This window comes from Pseudarthrobacter oxydans, assembly GCF_013314975.1.
GTDB classification, from domain to species: domain Bacteria; phylum Actinomycetota; class Actinomycetes; order Actinomycetales; family Micrococcaceae; genus Arthrobacter; species Arthrobacter oxydans.
Genome location: NZ_JABTYH010000003.1, coordinates 36913 through 60792, shown reverse-complemented (window position 1 = coordinate 60792; position 23880 = coordinate 36913). Strand labels below are relative to the sequence as shown.

24 protein-coding genes are annotated in these 23880 nt (G+C 66.8%); 14 read left to right on the top strand and 10 right to left on the bottom strand.

From position 1 onward, the window contains the following. Positions 1 to 239: 239 nt before the first annotated feature. Positions 240 to 1199, top strand: coding sequence for a trypsin-like serine peptidase (locus tag HTS88_RS03145; RefSeq protein WP_174175406.1), 960 nt, complete (start codon positions 240 to 242; stop codon positions 1197 to 1199). Continuing rightward, positions 1183 to 1392, top strand: coding sequence for a hypothetical protein (locus tag HTS88_RS03140; protein WP_174175404.1), 210 nt, complete (start codon positions 1183 to 1185; stop codon positions 1390 to 1392). Before HTS88_RS03145 ends, HTS88_RS03140 begins: the two co-directional genes overlap by 17 nt. 248 nt (positions 1393 to 1640) lie before the next feature. Here HTS88_RS03140 and purH read toward each other — a convergent pair whose 3' ends face one another. Further along, positions 1641 to 3326 (bottom strand): bifunctional phosphoribosylaminoimidazolecarboxamide formyltransferase/IMP cyclohydrolase, encoded by a 1686-nt coding sequence (purH, locus tag HTS88_RS03135; protein WP_174175402.1) that lies wholly within the window; start codon positions 3324 to 3326, stop codon positions 1641 to 1643. Positions 3327 to 3468: 142 nt separating this feature from the next. Between purH and HTS88_RS03130 the strand changes: the two genes are divergently transcribed. Beyond that, positions 3469 to 4821 (top strand): MFS transporter, encoded by a 1353-nt coding sequence (locus tag HTS88_RS03130; RefSeq protein ID WP_104185440.1) that lies wholly within the window; start codon positions 3469 to 3471, stop codon positions 4819 to 4821. 70 nt (positions 4822 to 4891) lie between these two features. On the opposite strand, the gene HTS88_RS03125 is transcribed toward HTS88_RS03130, so the two are convergent. Then, positions 4892 to 5647 carry an endonuclease domain-containing protein gene (locus tag HTS88_RS03125; RefSeq protein ID WP_246255925.1) on the bottom strand — a complete coding sequence of 252 codons (756 nt, stop codon included), beginning with the start codon at positions 5645 to 5647 and terminating at the stop codon, positions 4892 to 4894. 321 nt (positions 5648 to 5968) lie between these two features. Continuing rightward, complete coding sequence (gene purN, locus HTS88_RS03120) at positions 5969 to 6562, bottom strand: phosphoribosylglycinamide formyltransferase (protein WP_174175398.1); 594 nt, start codon at positions 6560 to 6562, stop codon at positions 5969 to 5971. Positions 6563 to 6601: 39 nt separating this feature from the next. Between purN and HTS88_RS03115 the strand changes: the two genes are divergently transcribed. Next, positions 6602 to 7033 carry a hypothetical protein gene (locus HTS88_RS03115; protein WP_174175396.1) on the top strand — a complete coding sequence of 144 codons (432 nt, stop codon included), beginning with the start codon at positions 6602 to 6604 and terminating at the stop codon, positions 7031 to 7033. Positions 7034 to 7064: 31 nt separating this feature from the next. Here the strand turns inward: HTS88_RS03115 and HTS88_RS03110 are convergent, their stop codons facing one another. Beyond that, the gene (locus HTS88_RS03110) at positions 7065 to 8384 is read right to left on the bottom strand and encodes a cell division protein PerM (RefSeq protein ID WP_174175394.1); all 1320 of its coding nucleotides are present in this window, start codon (positions 8382 to 8384) and stop codon (positions 7065 to 7067) included. 154 nt (positions 8385 to 8538) lie between these two features. On the opposite strand from HTS88_RS03110, the gene HTS88_RS03105 reads away from it, so the two are divergent. After that, positions 8539 to 8997 carry a DUF4383 domain-containing protein gene (locus HTS88_RS03105; protein ID WP_174175391.1) on the top strand — a complete coding sequence of 153 codons (459 nt, stop codon included), beginning with the start codon at positions 8539 to 8541 and terminating at the stop codon, positions 8995 to 8997. Between the two features lie 251 nt (positions 8998 to 9248). On the opposite strand, the gene HTS88_RS03100 is transcribed toward HTS88_RS03105, so the two are convergent. Further along, a complete protein-coding gene (locus HTS88_RS03100; RefSeq protein ID WP_174175389.1) occupies positions 9249 to 10121 on the bottom strand; it encodes a PRC and DUF2382 domain-containing protein in 873 nt (290 codons plus the stop codon). Positions 10122 to 10380: 259 nt separating this feature from the next. Between HTS88_RS03100 and HTS88_RS03095 the strand changes: the two genes are divergently transcribed. After that, positions 10381 to 11538 (top strand): glycosyltransferase family 4 protein, encoded by a 1158-nt coding sequence (locus tag HTS88_RS03095; RefSeq protein ID WP_343044871.1) that lies wholly within the window; start codon positions 10381 to 10383, stop codon positions 11536 to 11538. Further along, the gene (locus HTS88_RS03090; RefSeq protein WP_174175387.1) at positions 11535 to 12920 is read left to right on the top strand and encodes a nucleotide sugar dehydrogenase; all 1386 of its coding nucleotides are present in this window, start codon (positions 11535 to 11537) and stop codon (positions 12918 to 12920) included. The genes HTS88_RS03095 and HTS88_RS03090 overlap by 4 nt, the downstream gene beginning before the upstream one ends. Before the next feature lie 22 nt (positions 12921 to 12942). Here the strand turns inward: HTS88_RS03090 and HTS88_RS03085 are convergent, their stop codons facing one another. After that, complete coding sequence (locus tag HTS88_RS03085; RefSeq protein WP_174175385.1) at positions 12943 to 13809, bottom strand: HAD hydrolase family protein; 867 nt, start codon at positions 13807 to 13809, stop codon at positions 12943 to 12945. Between the two features lie 221 nt (positions 13810 to 14030). On the opposite strand from HTS88_RS03085, the gene HTS88_RS03080 reads away from it, so the two are divergent. After that, the gene (locus HTS88_RS03080) at positions 14031 to 14300 is read left to right on the top strand and encodes a GlsB/YeaQ/YmgE family stress response membrane protein (RefSeq protein ID WP_174175383.1); all 270 of its coding nucleotides are present in this window, start codon (positions 14031 to 14033) and stop codon (positions 14298 to 14300) included. Positions 14301 to 14473: 173 nt separating this feature from the next. Further along, positions 14474 to 16690 (top strand): sensor domain-containing protein, encoded by a 2217-nt coding sequence (locus tag HTS88_RS03075; RefSeq protein ID WP_246255924.1) that lies wholly within the window; start codon positions 14474 to 14476, stop codon positions 16688 to 16690. A 25-nt stretch (positions 16691 to 16715) separates the two neighbouring features. On the opposite strand, the gene HTS88_RS03070 is transcribed toward HTS88_RS03075, so the two are convergent. Then, on the bottom strand, positions 16716 to 17186 hold the full coding sequence (locus tag HTS88_RS03070; protein ID WP_174175381.1) for a hypothetical protein: 471 nt from the start codon (positions 17184 to 17186) through the stop codon (positions 16716 to 16718). A 210-nt stretch (positions 17187 to 17396) separates the two neighbouring features. On the opposite strand from HTS88_RS03070, the gene HTS88_RS03065 reads away from it, so the two are divergent. Both HTS88_RS03065 and HTS88_RS03060 read left to right on the top strand, forming a co-directional pair. Beyond that, entirely contained in the window at positions 17397 to 17948 is a 552-nt protein-coding gene (locus HTS88_RS03065) for a dihydrofolate reductase family protein (protein WP_174175379.1), read from the top strand. Between the two features lie 40 nt (positions 17949 to 17988). After that, the gene (locus HTS88_RS03060; protein ID WP_174175377.1) at positions 17989 to 18225 is read left to right on the top strand and encodes a hypothetical protein; all 237 of its coding nucleotides are present in this window, start codon (positions 17989 to 17991) and stop codon (positions 18223 to 18225) included. Between the two features lie 42 nt (positions 18226 to 18267). Here HTS88_RS03060 and mmuM read toward each other — a convergent pair whose 3' ends face one another. Beyond that, positions 18268 to 19233 (bottom strand): homocysteine S-methyltransferase, encoded by a 966-nt coding sequence (gene mmuM / locus HTS88_RS03055; RefSeq protein WP_174175661.1) that lies wholly within the window; start codon positions 19231 to 19233, stop codon positions 18268 to 18270. A 98-nt stretch (positions 19234 to 19331) separates the two neighbouring features. Between mmuM and HTS88_RS03050 the strand changes: the two genes are divergently transcribed. Genes HTS88_RS03050 through HTS88_RS03040 form a run of 3 tightly spaced genes read left to right on the top strand, consistent with a single transcriptional unit; the run spans position 19332 to position 21353 of the window. Next, entirely contained in the window at positions 19332 to 19796 is a 465-nt protein-coding gene (locus HTS88_RS03050; protein ID WP_174175375.1) for a hypothetical protein, read from the top strand. Between the two features lie 14 nt (positions 19797 to 19810). Continuing rightward, positions 19811 to 20545, top strand: a complete 735-nt coding sequence (locus HTS88_RS03045; protein WP_174175659.1) for a cyclase family protein — start codon at positions 19811 to 19813, stop codon at positions 20543 to 20545. Between the two features lie 40 nt (positions 20546 to 20585). Then, positions 20586 to 21353 carry an IclR family transcriptional regulator gene (locus HTS88_RS03040; RefSeq protein ID WP_174175373.1) on the top strand — a complete coding sequence of 256 codons (768 nt, stop codon included), beginning with the start codon at positions 20586 to 20588 and terminating at the stop codon, positions 21351 to 21353. Here the strand turns inward: HTS88_RS03040 and HTS88_RS03035 are convergent. Together HTS88_RS03035 and HTS88_RS03030 are read right to left on the bottom strand one after the other, a co-directional pair. Beyond that, positions 21350 to 22117, bottom strand: coding sequence for an IclR family transcriptional regulator (locus tag HTS88_RS03035; protein ID WP_174175657.1), 768 nt, complete (start codon positions 22115 to 22117; stop codon positions 21350 to 21352). The genes HTS88_RS03040 and HTS88_RS03035 overlap by 4 nt on opposite strands. Positions 22118 to 22281: 164 nt before the next feature. Continuing rightward, complete coding sequence (locus HTS88_RS03030) at positions 22282 to 23712, bottom strand: amino acid permease (protein ID WP_174175371.1); 1431 nt, start codon at positions 23710 to 23712, stop codon at positions 22282 to 22284. Between the last annotated feature and the right edge of the window lie 168 nt (positions 23713 to 23880).

Here is a 23880-nt window from a genome sequence, read left to right as displayed (position 1 = left end):
CCGGGACTGCAGCGTTACCCCCGGCACGGGCAGGATTACAGCGATGGAGAACGGACGACGCCGGCACGCACCTGGGGCGCCCATCCGCCGTCGCGCTTTCCTCACCTGGGCATCCCGGCAGGCCACTGACGGCCATACATGATACGTCACTACTATTTACAAACTTGTCATATGGCGATAAATTCGCAGGGTCACTCCGCCCCTTTCCGGGGCTATCTCCCCGTTACGACAGGACAATAATGACTCGCACCAGGTCTCTGGCTACCGGCTTCCTTAGCCTCTCAGCCGCTGCCGTTCTGGCACTCACCTCCGCCGGCGGAGCCACCGCTGCTCCGGCGGAGGACAAGGCAAGCCCTTCCGTCACCAGCACTGTCGTGGATGCCGCGGGCGTGGCCGACTACTGGACGGCCGACCGGATGCAGAGCGCCATCCCCGGTGACGTCCTCGCGGGCAAGGCCCTGGAACGCGGCAACCGCTCCAACGCCGGTCTCGTGGAAAAGGGCAAGAAGTCTGAGGTCAAGGCCACCAAGGGCAAGCCCACCATCGCCCAGAGCGAGGCGCCGGTCAAGCACATCGGCAAGGTCTTCTTCACCCTGGCCGGCTCGAACTACGTCTGCTCCGGCAACGCCGTAACCTCCGCCAATGAAAGCACCGTGTCCACGGCGGGCCACTGCCTCAACGAGGGACCGGGAGCCTTCGCCACCAACTTCGCCTTTGTGCCGGCCTACGAGAACGGCGCCGAGCCCTATGGCAAGTGGACCGCCAAATCCCTCCACGCCCCCACCCAGTGGAGCGCCAACGGGGACATGGCCTACGACACCGGCTTTGCCGTGATGAACACGCTGAACGGCCAGACCCTCACCGATGTTGTCGGCGGATCCGGCGTGGCGTTCAACGAGGCCCGCGGGCTCACCTACAAGTCCTTCGGCTACCCCGCGGCATCGCCCTTCAACGGCCAGACCCTCAAGAGCTGCACCGGAACGGCCACGAACGATCCCAACAACCCGCAGTTTGGAACCCAGGGCATCCCCTGCGACATGACCGGCGGCTCCTCAGGCGGCCCGTGGTTCATCGGCACCAGCTCTTCGGGCGTCCAGAACTCCGTCAACAGCTATGGCTACAACCGCTCCGCTGTGATGTACGGCCCGTACTGGGGATCCGTCATCCAGCAGACCTACGCCAGTGCAGCAACCTCCTAGAGACACCCCGTCCGGCCAGGAACCCGTCAGCCACGCCGAACTGGACCAGACGCACGAGGAGATCCTCGAGTACTGGACAGCGGAACGGATGGCGGGGGCCAAGCCCCGGGAGCTGCGGCTTCCGGCGGAGGGTCCGCGCCTCAAGCAGAGGGGCGCGGACGCTGGTGGCCAGGGGTCCGGCACCCCTGAGTAGGACAAAGCCTGGAAACGACGACGGCGCCCGTCCCCTTCGCGGGGCGGGCGCCGTCGTCGTTAACTCATCGATTGCTCCGTAACTGACGTTCTCGGATGCGAAAACGGCAGGTACGGAGCAATCGATGATGGGCCCGCGCCGGCAGGGTTTCCTGGCCGTGGAGCCGCTCCCGGCGAGGGCCCCGGCCCCGAGCTTGCGAGGGCAGGGAGCCGGTGCGGACGCAGCGAGGCAGGGGGTGCCGGTGGGGATTAGTGGAAGAAGTGGCGTGCCCCGGTGAAGTACATGGTGACGCCGGCGGCGTTGGCTGCGGCAATAACTTCCTCGTCCCGGACGGAACCGCCGGGCTGGACCACGGCGCGGACGCCGGCGTCGATCAGGATCTGCAGGCCGTCGGCGAACGGGAAGAAGGCGTCAGACGCAGCAACGGCACCGCGGGCGCGGGCAGGCGCGGAGGCACCGCTGGTGTTCGAGGCACCGCCCGCACCTTCGACGTCGGACTCCACCGTCACGCCGAGGGTGTTGGCCCGCTCCACGGCCAGGCGGCATGAGTCCAGGCGGTTGACCTGGCCCATGCCGATGCCCACGGCAGCGCCGTCCTGGGCGAGGAGGATGGCGTTGGACTTCGCCGCGCGGCAGGCGGTCCAGGCGAAGGCGAGGTCCGCGAGCGTCTTCTCGTCCGCGGCTTCGCCCGCAGCCAGGGTCCAGTTGGCGGGGTTGTCGCCGTCGGCGTCCACCTTGTCGCTGACTTGGACCAGCATGCCGCCGGAGACCTGGCGGAACTCCGTGGGGTAGCGGCCGTAGCCTTCCGGCAGGGCGAGCAGGCGGATGTTCTTCTTCTTGGACAGGATCTCCACGGCCTCCGGTTCGAAGCCCGGCGCGATGACAACCTCGGTGAAGATGTCCTTGACGGTATTGGCCATGCCCGCGGTCACGGTGCGGTTCGATGCGATGACGCCGCCGAAAGCCGAGACAGGGTCGCAGGCGTGGGCCTTGGCGTGGGCATCGGCGATCGGGTCCGCGGCATCTGCGGAACCCACGGCAACGCCGCAGGGGTTGGCGTGCTTGATGATGGCCACGGCGGGCTCGCTGAAGTCGTAGGCGGCGCGCAGGGCGGCGTCCGCGTCAACGAAGTTGTTGTAGCTCATGGCCTTGCCGTGCAGCTGGTCAGCCTGGGCAATGCCCACCGGGGCAGCCTTGTCCACGTACAGGGCAGCCTGCTGGTGCGGGTTCTCGCCGTACCGCAGCACCTCGGACCGCTCCAGGGACAGGCCGGCGTAGGCGGGCCAGTCGATGACGCCGTCGCCGTCTTCGTCGAGGAACTGGCTCGCGGTCCAGGTGGCCACGGCGTTGTCGTAGGAGGCCGTGTGGGCGAACGCCTTGGCGGCCAGCCGGCGTCGTGTCTTCAAATCAAAGCCGCCCTCAGCGGCCGCGGTGACCACCTGGCCGTAGAAGGACGGGTCCACCACAATGGCGACGGCGGCGTGGTTCTTCGCAGCGGAACGCACCATGGCGGGGCCTCCGATGTCGATCTGCTCGACGACGTCGTCCTGGGCGGCACCGGACTTGACGGTCTCCACGAACGGGTAGAGGTTCACCACCACGAGGTCGAAGGGTTCGATCTCCATCTGCGTGAGCGTGTCCATGTGGGCTGGCACGCGGCGGTCCGCCAGGATGCCGCCGTGCACGCGCGGGTGCAGGGTCTTGACCCGGCCGTCCAACATCTCCGGGGAACCCGTGACTTCCTCGACTTCCTGGACCGGGATGCCTGCGGCGGCAATCTTCTTGGCCGTGGAGCCGGTGGACACGAGCTTCACCCCCGCGGCATGCAGGCCCTGCGCGAGCTCCTCCAGACCGGTCTTGTCGTAAACCGAGATCAGTGCCCGGCGGATGGGAACACGGTCGATGGATACGCGCTCATGCTGCGTGAAGCTCACAAATGTCTCCGTCTTATCTCGCGGAACAGTGCCGCGGTTGGTGGGGATACGGCCCAGTTTATCCCGAAGCGGAGGTTGCCCCGCGAGTCGGCCGGAGTGTGAACCCCAGTACGCCCGGCTAAAGTTTTCCCAGGAGGCTGCGATGAATACTTACACCACTGTGCCGAGCGGCGAACAGGTGGTCCAGGAACTGCCCTGGCGATGGAAAGTCCAGGGCAAGATCTTTCTGATCGGCGGCCTCGGCTTCATGTTCGATGCCTGGGACGTGACGCTCAACGGCATCCTCATTCCTTTGCTCTCAACCCACTGGGCCCTTTCCCCGGGCGAGGTGGCCTGGGTGGGGACCTCGAACCTGATCGGCATGGCCGTGGGCGCGTTTGTGTGGGGCACCATCGCCGACACCATCGGACGCAAGAAGGCCTTCACGGCCACGCTGCTGATCTTCTCGCTCTTCACCGTCCTGGGCGCCTTCTCCCCCGACTTCATCTGGTTCTGCGTGTTCCGCTTCATGGCCGGGTTCGGCCTGGGCGGCTGCATCCCGGTGGACTACGCACTGGTGGGTGAGTTCACCCCCCGCAAGCAGCGCGGCAAGGTCCTCACGGCGATGGACGGCTGGTGGCCGGTGGGGGCAGCCCTGGCGGGCTTTGTGTCGGCCGGGCTCGTGGCCCTGTACGGCGACTGGCGGCTCACCATGCTGGTGATGGTCCTGCCCGCCCTGCTGGTGTTCTGGGTCCGGCGCAGCGTCCCGGAGTCCCCGCTGTTCCTGATCCGCAAGGGCCGGCGTGAGGAGGCGGCCAAGGTGATCGACGGGCTGGTGGCCGCGACCGGTGCGGAACCCCGCGCCTACAGCCTGCCCGATGCCAAGGAAGTGCCCCGGCTCTCGGCCGGCAGCGCCTGGCACCAGCTGCGGCTGGTCTGGCAGTTCAACTGGAAGATTACTGCCACGGCCTGGGCCCTGTTCTTCAGCATCCTGCTGGTCTATTACCTGTCACTGACCTGGATGCCCAGGATCCTGATCGGCGCCGGGTTCGCAGAGTACAAGGCGTTCGTCACCACGGCGTCCATGGCAGCCGTGGGGCTTCTGGGTGTTGTTGTGGCCGCCCTGCTGGTGGAACGGGTTGGGCGCAAATGGATCCTGGCCATCACCGGCCCGTTGTCCGCGCTGACCCTGGTGATCGTGGCTTTTGTGGTGGACATCCCCACGGCGGCGGTGTTCTGGCTGCTGGTGTTCGGGTTCGTGGTGCAGGTGGCCATCCCGGTGCTGTACGCCTACGTGTCCGAGCTCTACCCCACCGAGCTGCGCGGCACCGGCTTCGGCTGGGCATCCACCTTCTCCCGCCTGGGCGCCGGCTTCGGGCCGCTCATTTTCGCCAACTACTTCTGGCCCGAGCTGGGGCTGGCCACGTCCTTCGCCCTCGCCGGCGGGCTGGTCCTGATCGCGGTGCTGTGGATGGCGTTCTTCTCCCCGGAGACCAAGCAGCGCCGCCTCGAGTAACCCCCTTCCCCACCCCAACTAGGTAGCAGCAGATGTCGCTTTGAGCCCGCATTCCGGCATCTGCTGCTACCTAGTTGGGCGACCAGCCCCGGTTCAGCAGCGCCGAACGGACTTTGGCGACGGCGGGCCGCGCCTCGTTCTCCATGTGCCGCTTCGAGATCCTCACAAGCAGCCAGCCTGCCCGGGCAAAGTCCTCCTCACGGGCAATATCGCGGACGATCTGAGCAGCCTCGGAATGCCCTTCACCGTCGTACTCCACCGCTACTTTCTGTTCCGGATAGCTCAGGTCGGGTTGGCGGACGACGCCGGAACCAAACTCCCTGACCATGTTCAGGAGGGGTTCGGGCAATCCGGCGTCCTCCAGCGCAAGCCGCAGCCTGGTTTCCTGCGCGGAGTCCGCTCCTATCCGGGAACGGTCAACCGCAACCCGGGCCTTCCTGATACCGGGCGTCCCCTTGTGCCGGTCGAGCATTTCCTCAAGATCCTCCCGGGTTGCATGGGGCTCGGACCTGCCTTCGAAGTCCGGCCGCGGGATCCGCAGCAGGTGATCGGCAACAACAGTCAGTTCTTCGATGCTCATCTTGCGGGAACAGTCCAACCAGGTCCTTACCCGGGAGGTGATCAGGAGGCCGTTATGGGTCACGATCTCGTCAGCAAAAAACTGGCCGCGGTGTCCCCGGACTCCGCTTCGGCGCGGAATGGCTTTAGTGTCCGGCCTGGAGATGTGGGTGATGGGGTCGTCCTTCCCAGGGAGGAACCCTGGGAAGGACCACAGCGTGAAGGCCGTCGCATGGGAGGCTGCAGAGAATCCGGTGACCAGTGTCAACGGCCGGACAATTGACTCCTGCTCAGGAAGCCGAGGGTGAAACGTCTGCCTGATCCCCCGGCTCGGTGTGTCCAGGGAATGGTGCCGCAGCCGCCCTACTGTAACTCCGGCGTCGGCCGCTTCCCGGAAAGTAAAGGCGCCGGATGGAAGCAGGTCCGGCATAGGCCGCGGAGTTCTCATGGCTCATCGTGGCAAATTTCCGGCCGGGACTGCCGAAGTTATCCACAGGAGCGCCCCCGCTCCCCAAGTAGGTAGCAGCAGATGTCGGTTTGGGCCCCTATTCCGACATCTGCTGCTACCTAGTTGGGTGGGGTGGAGGGGTCAGGCGGGGAGGTTCGAGGCGCCGGCGCGGCGGCCGGCGGCGAGCGAGGCCAGGGTGGACACCAGCAGTCGGCGCTCCACGACTTTGATGCGCTCGTGCAGGGTTTCCTCGGTGTCGGAGTCCTCGATGGCCACGGCCTCCTGGGCGATGATGGGGCCGGTGTCCACCCCGGCGTCCGCCCAGTGCACGGTGCAGCCGCTGACCTTCACGCCGTAGGCCATGGCGTCCCGCACCCCGTGGGCGCCCGGGAAGGCCGGAAGCAGTGCCGGGTGCGTGTTCAGGTACTTGCCGTTGAAGGCATCGATGAACTCCGGGCTGACGATGCGCATGAACCCGGAGGAGACCACCACATCGGGCTGGAACCGGGCCACTGCGTCGGTCAACGCGGCATTCCAGGCGGCCCGGTCCGGGTAGGCCTTGAAGTCAACCACGAACGTCGGGATCCCTGCGGCCGCGGACCGTTCCACCCCGAAGGTGCCCGGACGGTCGGCACCCACAGCCGCGATTTCCACGTCCAGCTCCCCCGCCCTGACCGCGTCAATGACAGCCTGGAGGTTGGACCCGGTACCGGAAACGAGGACTACGATGCGCATGGCTCTAGCTTATGGGCAGGCTCGCGTAGGCTGGAAAACATGAACACCTCCCCCGAACCGGCTGGGCAGCAGCGGACCAGGCCGCCGCTCAGCGAGGCCGCCAAAGCCTCGCTGTCCAAGACCCATACCCTGTTCCGGATGTTCGTCATCTCGGTGCTCGGCGGCTTCTTCGTCTACCAGCTGGACGTCAACTACCTCTGGCTGACCGGGATCCTCACGGCGGCCAGTGTGGCCCTGGGCATTGTCCTCCTGGTACGGGCCGCGAAGCTGAAAGAATCCAGGCTGGTCCTGATCGGCACCATCTCCGGCCTGGTGGTGTCCGCCATCATGGTGCTGCTGATCCTGGTCACCGCCGTATTCTTCGACGAAGTGCGCCAGTACCAGGCGTGCATGGGACGGGCGCTCACGGACCAGGCGCAGTCGGCGTGCCGGGTGCAACTGGAAAGCTCACTGCCCCGGCAGCTCCCCTAGCCACCCCCACGCAGATGCGGCACTGCTGCCCCTAAGCGCGGGAAACCAGTTCCGCGTCCTCGACCGACGCCGCCTGCTCGCGTTCCAGCCATGGCCCGGCCGCGTAACCGATCACGACGCCGACAGCCACTTCCGCAGCCAGCCACACCGCAGTCCAGAACGGGTCCGGACCAATGTCCGTCAGGCGGCCGATTCCCGCCGAGCCGCGGGCCAGCCAGGCCAGGCCGAAGGACAGGAGCCCGGCTGCCAGGCCGGCGAGGATCCCCAGCACCAGGGTGGACACTGTTGCCGTGAACCAGCGGGCACGGACCTTGATGGAAAGCCACTCATCGAAGTGGTTTTCGCCTTCGCGCAGGAACCACCAGCCGGCCAGCACGCCCGCCAGCACCGGGACAATCAGGGCCACTAAGGCGTAGTCCAGTGGCCCGGAGGGGATGGCGGCCAGCACCGGAATGGACGGCAGGGGTCCGACGGCCGTCCCCAGGGGCCCCACCTGTGAACCGATCCCCATGGCAAAGCCGGCCCCGGACGTCCAGGCCAGGGCGAAGACCGCAAGGTTGGGGAGGAACCCGAGTTGCGCAATGGTCAGGGCGGCACCCCCTGCTGCGCCGGCGTCGAGCGCCTCATAGACGGCAACCACCAGGTTCCAGTGGATGAACAGGTCCACTGCCAGCAGCACGGCAGCCAAGGCCAGCGCTGAAACGGTGGCCACAAAGCCGGCCTTGCCGGCGGAAGCAAGGTAGGAGCCTGCCCACCGCGAATGCTGGCTGGTGCGGGAAATCCAGTCCACGGCGTCGACGCCGATGAGCCGGCTCCAGGAACCGGCCTCCCGTCGGGCGCCAATCACCATGCCGAGAGCGTAGGGAATAAGCGGGATCAGCATGGCGAACCAGGGATTGATGCCCACGTCCGGGGTACGGCAGACGAAGCCGGTGGCCGTTCCGAAGGCGGCGTAGACAACCCATGAGCCGAGCAATGCCTGCCACAGCTGGTCGGTGTAGGAAGCGCGGGCGAGGCGCCGGCCGGCGCGCCACGCAAGGAGGAAAGGCAGCAAGGTAAGGCCCAGCGGAACCAGCGACAGAACGCCGGATTCCCCGTTGCCTGCGGCGTCCGAACCTGCGGCGCTGAGTTCCAGCGGAACTCCGTGAACCAGCAGCCAGGACTGCCCCGCCAGGCGGGCCAGGACGTCGAAGGAGCTGTTCTGGAAGCCGGCAGTGGCCCACACAGCGATGATCGGGGCGATCACCGCCAGCGCGGAAATGATGGCTGCCTGCGCCGTTTCGAGGGCACCCTGCAGCCATAAGGGCATGGGAAGGCCACGGTCTCCGGTCTGGTCAGCACGCATTTTCATCGTGCCCCATGGTGTCACGGCAGGGGCGTCCTGGCGGGGAACGACAGGCTCAACCGCTATATCGGCCGAAGTCCGGAGCACGCTGTTCCGGCGCTTTTCGGAGTGGTCCGCCGTAAAATTTAACTGTCCACAACGAGTGGATTGGAGGGAAGAAATGACTACCGCATCCCCACATGCACACGGCGTCCATTTTGGCCGGGCAGACGTCCAAAACGCCGGCATGGGAGTGGGAATCCTTTTGATGCTGGTCGGTGTCCTGGGCTTCATCCCGGGTGTCACCACCCAATACAGCGAACTGATGTTCCTCGGACCGGCGTCGCACGCCATGTTCCTGGGGCTGTTCCAGGTGTCCATGCTGCTTAACGTCGTGCAGCTGGCCATCGGTGCCACCGGCTGGGCCATGTCCCGGACTGAACACGGGGCACGGAACTTCCTCCTGGGGGCAGGCGGACTTTACATCGTCCTGGCCATTTTCGGGCTCATTGTCGGAGTCGATTCAGCGGCGAACTTCCTGGCCCTGAACATGATGGACAACTGGGCACACCTGGTCCTGGGCGTCGTGATGATTGTTGCCGGCTGGCTGTTTTCCAGGACGGCGGCCCGCAGGCCATAGCCCGGAATCCGTAAACCGGGAAACAGGAGCCGCGAATGAAGAAGAACCCTAAGTTCTGAAGATATTCGTCCTACTGGCTGGTGCAGTTGCCGCCGTACGCGGGGACTGCACCAGCGTTCAAGAAAGTTCCGCATGCACAACGACGCCGGGAGCCCGTCAGAGGACTCCCGGCGTCGCGTGCTGTGCGCTTGACTCAGCGGCTGTCCGTTCGAAGACGCCTCGGCGGCGCACCCAATCGTTGGCGGTGGAGCCTAGCGGCGCGCGTCCCGGTCCACGCCGTCCGCGTCAATGTGCTCCTTGCGGACTTCCTCGCTGACCGTGACGTCGTCCTGTACGACGTCCTTGTCCAGCCGGACCCGCTCCACCGGAACGGTTTCCTTCTCCACGACGGGGCGCTCCTCATGGAGGATGACCTCGTGCTCCTCTTCGCTGATGTCCGGGCCGCCCAGGGCGTCGCCCCGGTTCGCGTCGGTGATGGGCTCGCGCTCCAGGCGGACCTCTTCACGCTGCACGGGAACAGTCTTGGTGACGTTTTCCGTGGTGACGTACTTCCGCAGCCGTGCCCGTCCGGTGGTTTCACGCTCGGTGCCGACGTGGAGCCGTTCCTCCGAACGGGTCATGGCGTCGTCCGTAGTAGGACCGGACGTGTCGTGGCCCACCGCGTGGCGGTCGGTGGCGTCCCGGTCAAGGTCGTGGCCGCGGCCAATACCCGCGGTGGGGGTGCCGGCATTCAGGTCTGCATCGCCCTGGAAGTCGACATCCTTCCGGGTGTCCACGTCGTCATTGCGGGCGTCCGAGTAGGTGCGGGCACCACGCTCGTAGTAGGTGTACAGGCGGTCCTCTTCCTCGGGCGTGAGGTGGCCGTCCACATCGACGCGCGGGGCGTCCTTGACGTGCTCCTTGGTGTAGGGAACCACCAGGTCGTCGCCCTGGCTGTGTGCTCCCTCGACGGGAATGAAGGACTGCGAGGTGCCGAAGAGGCCCGTCTTGACGGTGACCCAGGTGGGCTCGCCCGTGTCGTCGTCCGCGTAAAGCTGTCCGATGGAGCCGATCTTCTCGCCATCTGAACCGATGACGTTGCCACCCTTGGTGAGCAGGTTTTCGATGTTTTCCCTGTTGAGCATGACGTCTCCTTGGATGTGTCGTTGCGCTGGGCTTTGCCAACAGTGTGGATGTCCCGGCACGGGGAATTCCCGGCGCTGGCCTCCGCCCCGTTGCTTGAGGCTCTGCGTTGGCTGCACTCCTACACTAAGCATGCTTAGCATCATATGCAAAGCCTACTTAGTAATTTTTTTAGTCAGGGGTCCTGCTGTTCACGCATCCTTTCCCCCGGCGTCACATCCAATCCCCCGCACGGCAACGCCGCCCGCCCACCGTGGAGGGGTGAGGATCGCAATTGTTGCTGAATCATTCCTGCCGCTGATGAACGGCGTGACGCATTCCATCCTGCGCGTGCTGGAGCACCTCGAGAACCGGGGCGACGATGTCCTGGTGATCGCGCCTTCCACGTTGGACGGGGAAGCGCCGGGCCGTGTCCGGGGCGCGGAGGTCCTCCGGCTGCCGGCGGTGCCGCTGGCAGGCTATGCAAACGTCCGGGTGGCGATGGGCGGTGTGTACCGGGTCAAGCGCATCCTTGCCGACTACGCACCGGACGTTGTCCACCTCGCCTCGCCCTTCGTCCTTGGCTGGCGGGCGGCACAGGCGGCACACCAGCTGGGCATTCCCAGTGTGGCCATCTACCAGACCGAAGTGCCCAGCTACGCGGCGAGGTACGGCGTGCCGTTCCTGGAAAACTGGGCCTGGAACCGGGTTGACAACATCCATCTGCTCGCCACCCGCACCCTGGTGCCGTCCACGTTCGCGCTGAACCAGTTGCGCGGCCGCGGCATCCCCAGGGTGCAGATGTGGCGCCGCGGAGTGGATACGGCACGGTTCTCGCCGGAAAAGCGCGACGACGGCTGGCGGGCTTCCGTGGCTCCAGGCGGACAGCGGATCATCGGCTACGTGGGACGGCTGGCCGTGGAGAAACAGGTGGAGGACCTCGCTGCCCTGGCAGGGATTCCCAACACCAGGCTTGTGGTTGTTGGCGACGGACCCCAGCGGGCTGCCCTCGAAGTGGCCTTGCCCGACGCGGTTTTTACCGGCTTCCTGGGCGGTGAGGAGCTGGCACGGGCCGTCGCATCCTTTGATCTCTTTGTGCACCCGGGTGAGTTTGAGACCTTCTGCCAGACCATCCAGGAGGCCATGGCATCGGGGGTTCCGGTGGTGGCCACCGGCCGGGGCGGGCCGCTCGATCTCGTGGAAAACTCACGGACAGGCTGGCTCTACGAACCAGGTGATCTGTCAGGCCTCCGCAGCCACGTCCTCGACCTGATGGGCGACGACGCCAAACGCCGCGCGTTCGCTGCCGCAGCCCATGCTTCCGTGCAGGACAGGACGTGGCCGGTGCTGTGCGGGGAGCTGGTCCGGCACTACGAACAAGTCATTGCAGCCGAATCGGCAAAGGCATCAACGGGCTTCCGGGCGGGGGCAGCGCAGTGAGGATTTCGGTGATCGGCTGCGGCTACCTTGGAGCCGTCCATGCGGCCACCCTCGCTTCCATGGGCCATACCGTGGTGGGGATCGACGTCGACGCTGGCAAAGTGGACCAGCTGGCACGGGGTGCCGCCCCGTTCCACGAACCTGGACTGGACGAACTCCTGCGGAACGGCCGGAGCACCGGCCGGCTCACCTTCTCCACCGACGCCGCCGGTGCGCAGGAAGCGCAGGTCCACTTACTGTGCGTGGGCACCCCGCAGGACAAAACGTCCGACGCCGCCGATCTCACCTTCCTAGTCTCCGCCATCGAAACCCTGCTGCCGCACCTGGCCGCGGGCGCCGTCGTCGTGGGTAAATCCACGGTGCCCGTGGGCACGGTGGAGATGCTGCGCGGTGTCCTGGCCCGGCGGCCGGACGTGATGCTGGGCTGGAACCCGGAGTTCCTCCGGCAGGGGACGGCGGTGAAGGACTCGCTGGTGCCGGACCGGCTGGTGTACGGCGTGGACGGCGGACGCGAAAGCGCGTTCCATCCCCGCAGCGGCGCCCCGGTGGGGGTCACGGCGGCGCTGGACGCCGTCTACGAACCGCTCCTCAGGGCCGGCATACCCCGCCTGGTGTGCAACTTCGCCACGGCGGAGCTCATCAAGTCGGCGGCGAACGCCTACCTTGCCACCAAAGTGAGTTTCATTAACGCGGTGGCCGGGCTGTGCGACGCGTCGGGAGCGGACGTGGCGGAGCTGGCCGAGGCCATGGGCATGGACCCGCGCATCGGCGGGCGGTACCTGCACGCCGGCCTGGGCTTCGGCGGCGGCTGCCTCCCCAAGGACATCCGCAGCTTCCGGATACAGGCCGCCCATGCAGGGGCCACGGCCCTGGACGAGTGGATGCAGCTGGTGGATTCGGTCAACCAGGGCCAGCGTGAACGCACCGTTGCCCTGGCTGCGGAGCTTTCCGGCGGCAGCGTTGCCGGCCGCTCCATCACTGTCCTGGGTGCATCCTTCAAGCCCGACACCGACGACATCCGGGACTCCCCCGCCCTGGACGTCGCCGACCGGCTCGCCGCCGCCGGGGCGCACGTGACCGTCACGGATCCCAAGGCGATAAACCACGCCTGGCGGCGTTACCCGCGCCTGCGGTTCGAGGCGTCAACGGAACGGGCGCTCGAGGGCGCCGAGCTGGTGCTGCTGCTTACCGAATGGGATGAATACCGCCGCCTCTGCCCCGCCGCTGCCGGCGCCCGGGTACGACGCCGGGTGGTGCTGGACGCACGCAACGCACTGGACACCGCGGCCTGGCAGGCCAACGGCTGGTCGGTGCGCGGCCTGGGCACCGGCAGGGCTGCGGCACACCCGCCCGTGCAGGCACCGGCTCCGCTCCTTTCCTGACAGCGCGCGCCAGGAAACCCGGTCAGCCCAGCAGCCCCAGCTCTTCAAAAGCGAGTGCCACGCCGTTGCCGGCCGGCCCGGCGGTGGTCCGGTCCGCGACGGCCAGCACCGCAGGGTGCCCGCCTTCCACGGCGATGCCCACACCTGCGTACTCCAGCATCTCGATGTCGTTGGCGCTGTCCCCAATGGCCACGATGTCCGCGCGGTCCAGGCCCAGGTGCTCCTCCACCACCTGGATGCCCACGGCCTTGTGCGTCCCGGCCATGAAGATCTCGCCGGCCCGGTCGCCCAGGGCGGAGAGGGAACTGGGGATCAGGCCCACCTGCGGCCCCAGCCCCGCCACCAGCTGCGTCAGCGGAACCGGGGAATCAAAGCAGGATATTTTGGCGTAGGACGTGGAGCGGAGGTCGTCGCTGTACTGCATGGGCCCCAGGATGTCCTCCAGGGGATCAACATCGGTGCTGAGGACCCCGTCATGCTGCGGGCGCACGGCGAAAATGGGGCCGAGCACCTCCCGCAGCCTCCGGTCCACGCCCGTCCGGCCGTGCAGTGCCTCGGGTGCTTCCAGGATGTAGGCGGCGCCGTGCGCGTCCAGCGTTTCCACGATGAGCGCTGCCAGGTCCGGGGCGAAGCGGGTGTCCTTCAGGACTTCTCCCCCAAGCTCCACCCGGGCACCGGCGCCGGTGATGCTGCCGTCGAAGCCGGCATCCAGGATGTGCGTTGGGACCATGGACAGCGGCCGCCCGGTGCAGACGAAAACCAGGTGTCCCAGCCGGCGTGCTGTCCGGACCGCGTCGACGTGCGCGGCAGGCGCCAGTCCGTGGTCGGCGTAGGTGCCGTCGATGTCGAGGAAGATGGCACGCGGCCGGACGGTCTGCTGGCTGCGCATGCCGGGACTCCTTGGTTTGTGGCGGGGACAGTCAATCCTATCGAAGCGTTCCCCGTTGCCCGGGCGGGGTTTGCCGGCACTGGAGAAAGTGGTGCACTCCTGCCGGGAAAACTGACAGTCATCCCGTGATAATCAAACTCTTGCAGAGCAGTAAGCACGCTGATTGAATTATGGAACCGGAAATGGGGGCCCGGCACAACTTACTGACAAGGAGTGACAACATGGGCATTCTCGGATTTCTCATTTTGGGCCTGATCGCCGGAGCCATTGCGAAGGCTATCCTGCCCGGCCGCCAAGGCGGAGGCTGGGTGGTCACCCTGGTCCTCGGCGTTGTCGGTGCAATCCTGGGCGGCTGGATCGGTTCGCTGATCTTCGGCGGCGGGCTGGCCGAATTCTTCGATATCCGCACCTGGCTGCTGGCAATTCTCGGTTCAATCATCGTGCTGCTGGTTTATGGCGCAGTCACTAACCGCAGCTCCCGCCGGGCATAGCGGCTCCTTTATTCAGACAACCCGAAAAGCGCTGTCCCCCATGCGGGGACAGCGCTTTTGCGTTTGCAGGACAGGGACCGCCAACGGGCCGAAGAAGTCTGCGCGGAACCGGTTCCCGGCAGCTGGTCACATTTCGGCTCCCGCGCTCTATGATGTCCGAGGGGGGTGGTGTCTTGGCTGATTCTTGGAACCACAGCACGAGTGCGCCAGCACAGACTTTCGGGGCCGTTCTTGATGCCAGCCCGGACGCGCTGCTGGCCATAGCCGCGGATGGCAGCATCGTTCTGGTCAACGCCGCAGCCGGGAGGCAGTTCGGCTATAGGCCCGGTGACCTCACCGGACGGGACCACCGCTCACTCCTCGCTGAAGGCTTCCGCGGCGAAGCGGACCAGCTTTTCGCCCGGCTTCGCGCCCTCCCCGGGGACCACCCGCCGCCCCGGGAAATTTACGGGCTGCACAGCGACGGAACGGAATTCCCCGCCGAAGCAACGGGATCACTCTTGCCGTGGGATGCCGCACCGCTTTTCCCTCCGGCGTCTCCGGGGAACGAGGCACCTCCGCGGACTCCGGACGTGAAGCAGGGGCCAGGCGACGGCAGCCGCGCGCATCCGCTGCTCCTGCTCTCGGTCCGGGGCACTTCCCACCGCCAGGCCGCGGACGCCGACCTGCGGGAAGCGATGTCCCTGCTGACCGCGACGCTGGAATCCACCGCGGACGGCATCCTGGTGATGAGCTCCGAGGGCAGGGTGGCCGGTTTCAATGACCAGTTCCTCACCATGTGGGGCATTCCGCCGGCACTCATGGAGGGGGACAGCGAAGAGCCCGTCCTGCGGCTCGTCATCTCACAGGTGGCGGATCCTGCGGGCTTCCTGGCGCGGATCAGCGCGCTGGAGGAAGACCAGGCAGCGGAAAGCCATGATGTCCTGGACTTCGCGGACGGGCGCACCTTTGAACGGTATTCGCGGCCGCAGCGGGTGGGCGAAAGAATTGTTGGGCGGGTATGGAGTTTCCGGGACGTCACGCCGCGGCGCCAGGCCCAGGAGCAGGCCCACCAGGCCATGTTGGACCTGGCGGCGCAGGCCGAGAAGCTCCGGGCCATGGCGTTCCAGGACCCGCTGACGGGGCTTGCCAACCGCGCCGTGTTCAACGACGCTCTGGCTGGTGCCTTGCGGGAACCGCGGCTCAAGGCCGTTGACGTGCTCCTCCTGGACCTGGATGACTTCAAGGAAGTCAATGACATCCTTGGCCACCAGGCCGGCGACGACATGCTGGTTGAGGTGGCCCGGAGGCTTCGTGGCTGCGCCCCCACGGCCGATGTTGTGGCCCGCCTCGGCGGAGACGAGTTTGTGGTGCTCCTGACCGCCTGCCCGGACGCGGATGCGATCGCCGAGTGCATCGTCCGGTGCCTCCACGTCCCCGTCACCATCCAGGGCACGGTCCTGCGGCCCAGCCTCAGCCTGGGACTCGCATCCCTGGGCCGGGACAGCGTGGGCGCCTCAGAGCTGCTCCGGCAGGCGGACATCTCGATGTACGCGGCAAAGGCCGCCGGCAAGAACCGGTTCCTGCGGTTCCATCCGGACATGATGACGGCCCTGGTGCAGCGGACCCATATGGAAGCCGGCCTGCAGCTGGCCGTGGCCCGGGGCGAAATCACGGTGGATTTCCAGCCGATCGTTTCGCACCGCATGGGGCAGGTGGTCACGTTCGAGGCGCTCGCCCGGTGGGACAGGGACGGCGGGCGCGTCCCGCCGTCGGTCTTCATTCCGCTGGCCGAACGCACGGGGCTGATCAACGAGATCGGTGCTGAAGTGATGGCGCTGGGCATGGTGCAGCTGGCACCGTGGCTGAGCGAGGATCCTTCGCGGTCGCTGGCCGTGAACGTCTCGGGAGTACAGCTGCAGGACCCACTGTTTGCGCACACGGTCCTCCGGCTGGCGGAGGCCAGCGGCGTGGCCGCCTACCAGCTGGTCCTTGAGGTTACCGAGAGCGTGTTTTTCGACGCCGACTGCAGCCTCATCAAACAGCTCAGCACGCTGCGGGATGAGGGAGCCAGGGTTGCCCTGGACGACTTCGGCACCGGCTACTCCTCACTGGGCAGGCTGCAGGACCTGCCGGTGGACACGGTGAAGATCGACAAGACCTTCATCTCCATGGTGCGCACCGGCACGGAGCGGCTACCCATCCTCAGTTCCATGATCAACATGGCCCACAGCCTGGGATTGACCGTCACCGCGGAAGGCGTGGAAACGGCGGCGCAGGCGGACTACCTGGCGGCCCTGGAGTGCGATTCGCTGCAGGGATACCTGTTTTCGCTGCCGCAGCCGGGCCGTCGGCTGGCAAACGCGCTGCAGCAGGCGGAGGAAGCCCTTACTGCGCTGAAGGAACGGTAGGGAGGACGACGACGGCGCGAGCCGGCTAAGCGGCCTGCTTGCGGCCTGCCTGCTTCGCGGATTTCTTCGGCTGGGATGCTGCGGGTGCGGGCGGCGCTGCGTGCCGGACTGCCGGTTCTTCGCCTGCATGCTCGGGCACCACCTGCTGGGCCACTGTCTGTGCTTCCGCCGGCCCTGCTTCTGCTGCATGCTCGGGCACCACCTGCCGGGCCACTGAATACTCGTCTTCCGGGTGCCCGGCGTAGGCCATCCGGGCGTCGCGGTTGCGGCGCCAGCGGCGGAGCAGGTCGGCGGCGGCCACGATGCCCGCCAGCGGGGTGAGGACCGCAGCGGTGTAGACAAACAGCATCCAGGTCAGGGTGGTCAGCGGGGGCTGGTTGTTGTGCAGGAGGGACAGCCCGCCCAGGAGTCCCACGGCCCAGAACAGCAGCACGGCGGTAAGGACTGCAGCGGCCGGAAAATACTGGTTGCTCACGATCTTTTTCAGGGTTTCCATGCACTTTCCTCCTGCCTGGCCGGGGCACGGCAACAGCCGCTCACCACAAGTATGGGGCTCAGGATCGGCCAAACCGTGCAAGACGCCTCGGCGAGTGATGAACGTAACTGGGGCGGCCGTCGTCGTCCGCTGTTGCAGGGATCTTCCGCTGGCTCAAGGGGCCCACTAGCGTGAGGCGTGTCCGCTCACAAAGCCCTCCAGGAGGTCCCCATGCGCAAAGTCACCGCCGGCCTGTTCCACTCCGTGGACGGCGTGGTGTCCGATCCCTACAAGTTCCAGTTCGACAGCTTTGACGACGAGCTGGGAGCCGGCCTGACCACCATGATGGACACCGTGGACACGGTGGTGCTGGGCCGGGTGAGCTATCAGGAGTGGGCCGGGTACTGGCCCACCGCATCCGTGGACGAGGACTTTGCCGCCTTCATCAACCCGGTGGAGAAGTTCGTGGCATCGCGCACCCTGGCGGAACCTCTCGAATGGCAGAACTCGCGCCTGATGGACGCCCCGCTGGAGGAATTTACGGCAGCGCTCAAGGAGCGTGAGGGCGGCGAAATTGCCGTGTGCGGCAGCATCTCGGTCACGCGGCAGCTGCTGTTCGCCGGCCTGCTGGATTCCCTGACGCTCATGACCCATCCGGTGGTGGCGGGGAGCGGCCGGCGCCTCTTCCAGGACGGCGACCCCTGCACCCGTCTGGTCCTGCTGGACCAGTCCCGGACCAGCAAGGGCAACGTGATCACCACCTACGGGCGGCTTGGGGCGTAGGGCCCTACACACTGTCCCGCGACTGTGACAGGGTTTGGATATGGGTGAAGACATTATTGATCCTGATGACGAGGCCGTGCCCGGCACCGGTGTCAATGACCATGCCTGGGAGCGGGAACACCGGCATCCCACCCCCGAACAGGCCCGATCGATCGGATACCGCCGCAGGGACGCCGAGGCAAAACTTGAGCAGCACCAGCAGGAGGCCCGGGAAAAGGCTGAACACGCGGAGGAACAGGACGCCCGGGACAAGGACACCAAAGAAGAGGGCGGCTGAGGACCTTCAGGTCCAGCGCCTTCAGATTCAGCGCCTTAGGATTCAGCGCTGCGCGGCAAGGGCCTGTCCGACGGCGGCGATGTCGGCAGGCGCCGTGCGGCAGCATCCGCCGATGATGCGGGCGTCGTGGTCCAGCCACGTGGCGACGCCGGCGGCGGGGTCCACGGGGTGTGCGTCCCAGTTTCCCTCTCCGGGTGCCGTGGTTGGGCCCCAGGTTTTGGTGACGGGATCATAGGTTTCGCCTGAGTTGGGGTAGGCAACCAGCGGTTTGGCCGTCGCGCTCTGGAGGGCGGCGAGCGCGGGGGTGACCAGGTGCAGCGGCACGCAGTTCACACCGATCGCTGCCACCAGGGGGTTAGCGTCAAGGAGCCCTGCCACTGCCGTGAGCGGCGTGCCGTCGCTGATATGGGCGCCGTCCCGCAGGGAGAAGGAGAACCAGGATTCGGCGCCGAACTCGTCCATGAGTGCCGCCAGCGCCTCGGCTTCGGCGAACGACGGGAGCGTCTCGCAGGCCAGGAAGTCCGCACCGGCAGCGACGAGCGCAGCGACCCTTGGCCGGTGGAAGTCCATGAACTCCTCTTTCCGCAGCGTGTAGTCGCCGCGGTATTCCGAGCCATCTGCCAGGTAGGCGCCATAGGGACCAACAGACCCGGCGATGAGCAGTGCGCCCGCGCCCGGGGTGGCAGCCAAGTGGGCGCGGCGGGCCTCGTCCGCCAGCCGGACCGACAACGCCACCAGTTCCAGGGCATCCTGCCCGCTCATCCCCCGCCGCGCGAAGCCCTGCGGCGTTGCCTGGTAGCTGGCGGTGGTGGCAATCCGGGCACCGGCGGAGAAGTAGTCGCGGTGGACGTCCCTGATCAGGTGCGGATTTTCGACAAGCACTTTGGCGGACCACAGGGGATCGTCGAGGTTGCAGCCGCGGGCCTCGAGTTCCGTGGCCAGGGCGCCGTCGGTCACGAGGTGTTCCCCGGATTCCAGCAAGGACGAGAGCTGCACGGTCGAAGGCATACTAGTCATAATACGCATTTATTTATGCTTGTAATGATTATTTCTTTCTGTCACGATGGCTGGCAGCCGTCACCCGGCAAAGGAAAGAGGCAAGGTTCTTGGACGTTCAACTTCACCCGGTACGCAAGCTGCGCGTGCACTGGCCCATCAGCGGCACCACCTTCGGGCAACTGTCAAAGGGCGAGCCGGACGCCTTCCGGGATGATCCGGGGATCGCGCACCTGCTGCAGGCCCTGGCTGAATTCCGGGAACTCGGCGACTTCGGCAACTACAAGCACGTGTTTGAGTCCAGCCTGGGTTTCGAGGGCTTCACTACTGCCGAGGGCGCCAACCCCACCCTGGGACGCGTGGGTGAGCAGACCCTCTCGCCAACCTTCGTTTTCACCACCTATTTCGACGCCTCACTGGAGGACGCCGCCGTCGAGCGTTTCATGCGCCACCTCGTGGACATCCATCCCTGGGAAGTCCCGGTCATCGAAGTGACCGGCCCCATCAGCGTCTCCAGTACCGCACTGGCCCCAACGGCAGAAGCACCCATGACAGAAGGAGCAGCCGCATCGTGACGGACACCAGCACCATGCCCCTCTGGGAGGGCCTCCAATCGGTGATCGCGGGCCGGCGGTTCGTGGACCTTACGCACGCCTTCCACCCGGGCCAGCCCCACTTCGCCGCTTTTCCCGATGAGCAGCGCGAAGCCCTCTTCGACCTGGACAAAGGTGACGGCTTCACCGCCCACCGCTACACGATCGTGGGCCAGTGGGGAACCCACGTGGACCCGCCCTCGCATTTCATCCGCGGCGGCAGGACGCTGGACCAGATTCCGGTGGAGGAGATGATCCTTCCGCTGGTGGTCCTGGACATCAGCCAGCGGGTGGCGGGCAACCCGGACGCCACACCCACCCTGCAGGACGTACAGGACTGGGAGATCCGGAACGGCACCGTCCCACCGGGTTCCTTTGTGGCCCTTCGTACGGGCTGGAGCCGCCGCTGGCCCGATCCGGAGGCAATGGCCAACCGGGACAGCGAAGGCCTGAGCCACACGCCCGGCTGGTCCCGGGAGGTGCTCTCCTTCCTGGTTGAGCAGCGCGCCGTGGCCGCCATCGGGCACGAGCAGACGGACACCGACCCGGGCCTGGCCACCTCCCGGCAGGACTTCAGCCTGGAAACGTATGTCCTGGAACAGGGCCGCTGGCAGATCGAACTGATGGCCAGCCTGGACGGACTCCCGGAATCCGGCGCCGCCGTCGTCGCTTCCTGGCCAAAACCCCAGGGCGGCAGCGGCTTCCCGGCGCGGGTGTTTGCCATCTGCTGAGCGGGCGGCCAGGCCCTGCCCCTCCATTAGACTCGTCACCATGCCAAAAACCTCCAGCATGGGCCGCGGAATCCTGGCCCTCTTTGCTGTGGGCGCCCGCCATGCAGCGGGAGATCCCGGCGGCACGGTGGCGGACATCGCCGCCGATCTTGGCAAGGACCGCAGCCAGGTCTCACGCAACCTCCGCGGCGCCGAAAAGGAGGGTTTCCTCCGGAAGGCCGGCCAGCGCACCTACAGCCTGGACTGGTCCGTCCTCACCGACGCCCAGCTGCTGACCGAACGCCGCCTGCAGTCGGACGGCGCCACCGCCCTGGACACGCTGGCCGCAGGATCGGACGAAGCCTGCTTCCTGGGGGTCCTTCACGGGGACAGCACAGTGACCATCGGCGAAAGCGTCCCGGCCAGCAGCAACCTGGTGGGCTCCTGGCTGGGCCGGCCCTATCCCGCATACTGCAGCGACGCCGGACAGGCCGTGCTGTGGGAGGCCTCGGAAGCGGAAGTGCGTACCGTCTTCGCGGACGTGGCTTTTGTGCGGCACGGCCCCAACACACCGGCCGACGTGGACGATTTCCTGGCACGGCGTGAAGCTGCCCGGAAGCGGGGTTACTCGATCGTGGATGAGGAGGCAGAACCGGGCCTCTATTCCCTGGCCGTCCCCGTCCGGGATTTCAAGGGCGACGTGGTGGCTGCGCTGCAGATCGTTGGCATCAAGGACCGCCTGGGACCGCGCCGGAAGGCATGCGCGGACGCACTGGTGGCCCAGGGAGCGTGGCTTGAGCAGCGGCTCGGGTACCGGCCGCTGGACTAGCGGGCGCCCGCGCGGGATCCGAGCCGTTCCGCCGCGCTGGTGAGCACAGCCGCCGCAGCCGCCGCATCCGGACCGATCCCGGCACGGCTGCCCAGCACACTCAGCGAGGCGAGGATGGCACCGCCGGCGTCGCGGACAGGAACCGCGAGTTCCACCACGTCGTGTTCGAATTCCTCGGCTGCGGTGATGAACCCGGCGCCACGGTCGCGGACCATGAGGTCCCAGACCCCATCGGTAGAGTGGGCGGCCCCCGGTCCCCCGATGCCGATGTAGTTCACGTCCTGCAGCAGGGAATCCAGTGCCGGCCGGTCAAGGTCCCACAGCAGCGCCCGGCCCGCGCCGGTGCACCAGGCCGGAGTCACCATGCCCGGCTTGACGAAGCTGCCGGGCACGGCGTCGTTGCTGGAGGCCCGGACCAGGGTCACGCGGTAGCCGTCCCGGACGGAGAGCCGCGCGCGCAGTCCCAGCGCCGCGACCAGCGCCTCAAGTTCGGTTCTTGCCTCCCGGACCCAGCCGGTGTTCAGTGCCGCGGCCAGGCTGAAGAAGCGCGGACCTGTCCGGAACGGCCCGCGGTCCACGCGCTCCAGCAGTCCGAGATCGCACAGTTCCTGCGCCAGGCGGGAGACGCGGCTCTGCTCCATGTCCAGCTCGACGGCCAGCTGTGAAACGCCCAGCAGCTGGCGGCCCAGCTTCTCCCTGTCAGCTACCAGCCGGACAATCCGGAGCCCCTGCGCCATTGACGACGCCTCAGCGGACGAATCCACGCTTATCTGCCCCTCCCGGCCGGTCACCACGCCCCATTGTTCCATGGGCAGCGCCCTCCCTGGGCGGGGCACGCATCATGCCGGAAAGGACGACGGCGCCCGCCCGGCAAGGTGCCCCAACGCACCTTGCCGGCAGCCGCCGTCGTCCGCTCCGTGCTTCCTGGTTACCTGGCAGTCACGGCCTTGCGGCCGTAGCGGAAGTGGAACCAGGCGTAGCAGGCAGCCACAAAGGGAATGCCGAAGTAGAGCGCGGCGGCCTGGGTGGGGTCCAGGGCGATGCCCACCAGGGAAACGACGCACAGCGAGAACGCCAGGATGGGCACCAGGGGGAAGAGCGGGGCCTTATAGGCGAGGGTGGAGACGTCGCCGCCGTTGCGGACGAACGCGCGGCGGTGGAAGAAGTGCGAGGCGGTGATGGACATCCAGACGCCCACCACAGCGAACCCGGCCACGGACACGAGCACCAGGTAGACGGTCTCCGGGGCCACCACGCTGCTGACCAGGGATGCCACCCCGCCCACCATGCTCACGGAGAGTGCGACCAGCGGGATGCCGCGGCGGGTCAGCTTCTTGAAGGCGCGTGGCGCGTGGCCTTCGTCGGCCAGGGAGTAGAGCATGCGGGCGCAGGAGAACAGTCCGCTGTTGCCGGCCGAGAGGAGTGCGGTGATGATGACGAAGTTCATGATGTCGGCGGCGAACGGGAGTCCGATCGCTGAGAAGACCGTCACGAACGGGCTTTCGTCCAGGCCCGCCTCGCTGTACGGGATGGTGGCGGCGATGACCGCAATGGCTCCGACGAAGAAGATCAGCAGGCGGATCACCGTGGTGCGCAGAGCCTTGGGGATGCTGGTGGCCGGGTCCTTGGTTTCACCGGCGGCCACGCCGATGAGTTCCGAGCCGGAGAAGGCGTAGAAGACCGCGAGTACGGTGACCAGGACGCCGGTGAAGCCGTTGGGGAACAGCCCGCCCTCGGTGGCGAAGTTCTCGAACAGGAACGGGTGCTCTCCTCCGCCGCCGAGCGGGCGGAAGCCGAACAGGGCCGCACCGCCCAGGACAATGAGGCCGATGATCGCGGCGACCTTGACGATGGCGAACCAGAACTCGGACTCGCCGAAGAACTTGGAGGACACGGCGTTGAAGCCGAAGAGGACGGCCGCGAAGACCAGGCACCAGACCCAGACCTCCACGTCCGGGAACCAGCGCTGCATGAGCAGGCCGGAGGCGGTGAACTCGGAGCCGATAGCCACGGCCCAGCACAGCCAGTACAGCCAGGCGGTGGCGAATCCCGTGGCGGGGCCGATGGAGCGGGCGGCGTAGATATGGAACGCACCGGAGACCGGGTAGGCAATGGCGAGTTCACCGAGGCACGCCATCACCAGGTACACCACGAAGGCGCCGATGAGGTAGGCGATGACCGCGCCGAGCGGTCCGGCCTGGGAGATGGTGTAGCCGGAGCTGAGGAACAGGCCGGAGCCGATCACGCCGCCCATGGCGATCATCACCAGATGGCGCGGACCCATGGACCGGCGGAGTCCGGAGTCGGCCACTGGCCTGGCCGGCTGGGCATCCAGCTTCACGTCTGTTGTGGGTTCCACGGGCGTCTCCAAGGGTCGGACTCAGCAATGGGAGCGCGCGCAGTCTCCAGGTCCCGGTCCTTAGCGACGAAGAAGTGCGCGGCGGCAGTGTTGAAAGTAGCACGGCAGCCGAATTTTTAGTCATTAAATGCATGAAGTCATGTTTATATTGCACGCTGTTACGCGGGT